The 3,674-nt window shown below is 60.6% G+C and carries 5 protein-coding genes; 3 read left to right on the top strand and 2 right to left on the bottom strand.

Annotation, left to right across the window (positions count from 1 at the left end; genetic code table 11):
• Both gidA and JXA24_03470 read left to right on the top strand, forming a co-directional pair.
• Positions 1–276 (top strand): tRNA uridine-5-carboxymethylaminomethyl(34) synthesis enzyme MnmG (gene gidA / locus JXA24_03475; protein MBN1282816.1); only part of this gene is annotated, 276 nt, incomplete at its 5' end.
• A complete protein-coding gene (locus JXA24_03470; protein MBN1282815.1) occupies positions 273–722 on the top strand; it encodes a hypothetical protein in 450 nt (149 codons plus the stop codon). The genes gidA and JXA24_03470, both read left to right, overlap by 4 nt.
• On the opposite strand, the gene JXA24_03465 is transcribed toward JXA24_03470, so the two are convergent.
• Positions 710–1,477 carry a hypothetical protein gene (locus tag JXA24_03465; protein ID MBN1282814.1) on the bottom strand — a complete coding sequence of 256 codons (768 nt, stop codon included), beginning with the start codon at positions 1,475–1,477 and terminating at the stop codon, positions 710–712. The two genes, JXA24_03470 and JXA24_03465, sit on opposite strands and share 13 nt — an antisense overlap.
• A gap of 27 nt (positions 1,478–1,504) precedes the next feature.
• Positions 1,505–2,917 carry an aspartate aminotransferase family protein gene (locus JXA24_03460; GenBank protein ID MBN1282813.1) on the bottom strand — a complete coding sequence of 471 codons (1,413 nt, stop codon included), beginning with the start codon at positions 2,915–2,917 and terminating at the stop codon, positions 1,505–1,507.
• A gap of 203 nt (positions 2,918–3,120) precedes the next feature.
• On the opposite strand from JXA24_03460, the gene JXA24_03455 reads away from it, so the two are divergent.
• Positions 3,121–3,674 (top strand): hypothetical protein (locus tag JXA24_03455; protein MBN1282812.1); only part of this gene is annotated, 554 nt, incomplete at its 3' end.

Raw genomic sequence — 3,674 nt, 5'->3', positions numbered from 1 at the left:
GCGGAGATAGAGATAAAGTATGCCGGGTACATAGAGGCGGAGGCGGAGCTGGTGAAGAGGCTCGCAAGCGTCGAGGAGGCCACGATCCCGGAGGGTTTCGATTACGACAATGTGGCCGGCCTTTCGACCGAGGTGAGGCAGAAGCTCAAGGCCGCAAGGCCCATGAACCTCGGCCAGGCGTCGAGGGTCCCTGGCGTGACGCCGGCGGCGGTCTCCATAATGATGATAGCGCTCAGGCAGCGGCGGCGCTATAATGGGCGCGGGAGGTCAGCATGAAAAAATATTTTCCAAGGCTCTTCGTGCTGTTCGCCGGCGCCTTTCTCTGGTGGTCGATCGGCTGCTCCGGCAGCGCAACGGCCCCGACCCTCGAAGGCAACCTGCTGGACTACCAGGAGCTGGAGCTGGTGAACTTCAGCGTGTCCGGCGAGGCGGTCTGCGCGGCATGCTCAGCTGGCGACTTCGTCGGGCTGCAGCTCGACCTGTATCTCAAGGCCGATCCGACCCGCGACCTGGCGGTCGAGATGTTCGACGGTCTCGGGCATTTCAAGATTTCGAATCTCCGAACCTACAAGGACGCCACGGTCGTGGCGCAGGGCAGGCTCTACTGGAACGACTCCGTGGACACGCCGCCGCTGATCGCGAGGGCGGAGTTCAAGACGCCCGGCTCCGACGGCGAGACCGTGACGTTTACGCTGGAGTTCTCAGCCGCTCAGTCAGATTGATCGGGGGCTGAGACAGCCTCTGCTTCCTTGTGCCTCTTCCGATTCGGCTGCACGAAGAACGAGACCCCGGCGTTGATCGCAAGGTCGGCGTTGAATGCGTCCCCTCCGGGCTTGGGAGTGGGGTGCATGTAGCTGTTCACGTCGAAGCGCACAGCCATCCAGCGCATGGGCATGTAGACCTTTATCCCTCCGCCTATCATTATCATATATTCCCAGAGCCTGTTTATCTGGATGGAGCCTCCGCCGAGCGTGAGATAGAGATCGCAGTCTATGATCGAATTGCCGCTCTTGAACGCCGCCGTGTTGGCCACGGTCATGGCGCCAAAAATTGTATGGGACTGATCGGTGACGAGGCCCCTGCCGAAGTCGCCTGAGCGGTCGTACCTTATCGGGTTGTATTGGTATTCGACGCCGAAACCGAATGTCTTATTGATATTGAAGTAATAGCGTGCCCCGACGTCCCAGTTGTTGTACCACTCGTCGCCCAGGTAATCGCCGCCGAAGATGCCGAACTCGCTCTGGTGCTTGCGCCAGTCGTAGGCCTCATCGTTGAACTTGATGAGGTGCTCCTCCAGCGCGACTTCGTCTGCGCTCTTGGGGGTCGTCTCTTGTCCGGAGGACTTCTCCGAAGTCGCCATGCGCTCGCCCTTGAGCTGCATGTACTTGTTGGAGGCGCGGGCTGCGCCGGAGAAGAGGAGCGAAGATGAGACCAGCGCCGCCGTCAGCAAGATTGCGATTTTGGATGTCCTGTCCATCGATCTCCCCCCGGGGACCGCGGCCGATCAGAGCGACTGCATGTCCCCCTTCGTCTCCCTGCCGGCCCTGGCGCTCGCCGCGGCGAGGTCCTTTGTGACCTTCCAGGCGCTGCCCGGGAAGCTGTGGCAGTCGGCCACCACCGCCTCGAACGCGGCAAGGAAGCGCTCCACATGCGCCTCGTTTATGCACAGCGGAGGCAGGAGCTTGATGACATCCAGACCGTGGCCGGCGACCTGCGTGAGGATGCGGTGATCCTTCATCATGGGCACGGTGATCATCTGCGGGAAGAGGCTGCGGTTGAGGGCGTGCACCATCTTCCACCCTGCGCGGAGCTTAAGCGATTTCGGCTCGCCGAACTCTATGCCGATCATGAGCCCCAGGCCGCGGACCTCCCTGATCATCTCGTACCTGGGCTGCATCGCTCGAACGCCGTCCATGATCATGGCCCCCATTCGGGAGGCGTTTTCCACGACTCCCTCATCCTCGATGGCGTCGAGCGTCGCGAGCCCTGCCGCGGTCGCGAGTATGTTGCGGCCGAAGGTGTTGGAGTGGACCACGCAGTGCTCCATGTCGGTGAAGACCTTGTCGTAGATCCAGCGGCGGTAGCAGATGGCGCCGCAGGGGATGAACCCCCCTGAAAGCGCCTTCGCCACGGTCACGATGTCCGGAGAGAGGCCCCAGTGCTGGTGGGCGAACATCCTGCCCGTGCGTCCGAAGCCGGTCTGCACCTCGTCGCAGATGACTATGACCTTGTTCCTCCTGCAGAGCGCCTCGGCCTCCGCGTAGAAGGCGGGCTCCGCTGTGAACACGCCCTTGCCCTGCACCGGCTCGAATATGAAGGCGGCCACGTCGCCCTTTTTGATCTCCCGCTCCAGCGCGTCGAGGTCGCCCATCGGGATCTTCGTGGCGCCGGGCAAAAGGTCGCCGAACCCCCTCTTGAACTCCTCTCCGCCGTTGACCGAGAGCGACCCGTTGGTGAGGCCGTGGAAGGCATGGTCCCAGTAAATGATGCGGCTGCGGCCGGTCGCCTTGCGCACGAACTTGATCGCACCCTCGTTGGACTCGGTGCCGGAGTTTGTGAAGAAGACCGTGTCCACGCCCGCGGGCATGTAGGAGAGCAGCCTCTCGGCTAGGAGCCCCCCTGCCAGCGGCGCGTCCATCTGGACCATGTTGGGGTATTCGAGGTCGAGCGCGTCCCTGATCGCCTTTATGACCTTGGGGTGGTTGCGGCCGAGCGCGAAGACCCCGTAGCCCGCGAGCAGGTCCAGGTATTCGTTTCCCTCGGAGTCGAAGAGGATCGGCCCCTCGGCGCGCACGTACTTGCGGTCAAAGCCTATGGTGCGGAGCACGCGCACGAGCTGCGGGTTGATGTATTTGGCGTAGAGCTCGTGGCCGCGGCCCGCGTGCGATTCAAGCAGAGTCTTGAGATCAGTGCCCATAGAGATCCCCTCGCTGTCGGACAAAACCCTAAGAGTTTCGCTTCTCTAGCAGAAAGCGGCTGCACAGGCAAATCTTAAGTCGCTGAAAAAATACGAATGTCCGCAACACCGCCTTTTTTCAGCCGATAATAAGGGTAGAGGGCAGGAAAGCGACAGGACGGAAAACAATAAACAGCAGTATAATTAATTACTTAGGAGGGGTTATGGCGAAGGCGAAAGGGCTGGACGGGATAAAACCGATCACGGACCTGACGATAGGCAAGTGCCGGTTCGAGGTTGAAGGCGACCTTTATGTGCCGGATAGAGTCATGAAGACCTGTCCTGCAGGCATGCAAGAGACCCCTGCCGTCTACGAGTACAAGGCGCTCATAGAGGAGCAGGAGAAGCTCATCAAATTCTTCAAGGACAACAGGGATGCGCTGGCCGGCTCCATCTCCCCGAAGCTCTTCGAGGCGATCACCGCGGATGCCCCTGCCGACATCTTGAAAAATAAAACAAAGAGGGAGCCGCTGACACTTCTCGCAGAATATTATCTCAGCATCTACTCATCTGACAAGTCGCCGAAAAAAGGGGTCGCACACCATGATGTCGAGTACAAGATTCACTTCAGCAGCCACCCGGGATTCCGCGGCCACGAAGTCGAGTTCACGGACAAAGGGGGCGACGGCGTGTTCGACTCGATCAGGGTCTATAACATGCGGCAGGAGGAGATCAGCCTCGACGGCGAGCAGTTCCATCCGCTCATCGTGGGCCTGGT

Source organism: Pseudomonadota bacterium, assembly GCA_016927275.1.
In the GTDB taxonomy this organism is placed as follows: domain Bacteria; phylum UBA10199; class UBA10199; order 2-02-FULL-44-16; family JAAZCA01; genus JAFGMW01.
Note: the sequence above shows the minus strand (reverse complement) of the source record. Positions and strands in the feature narration are given on the sequence as shown.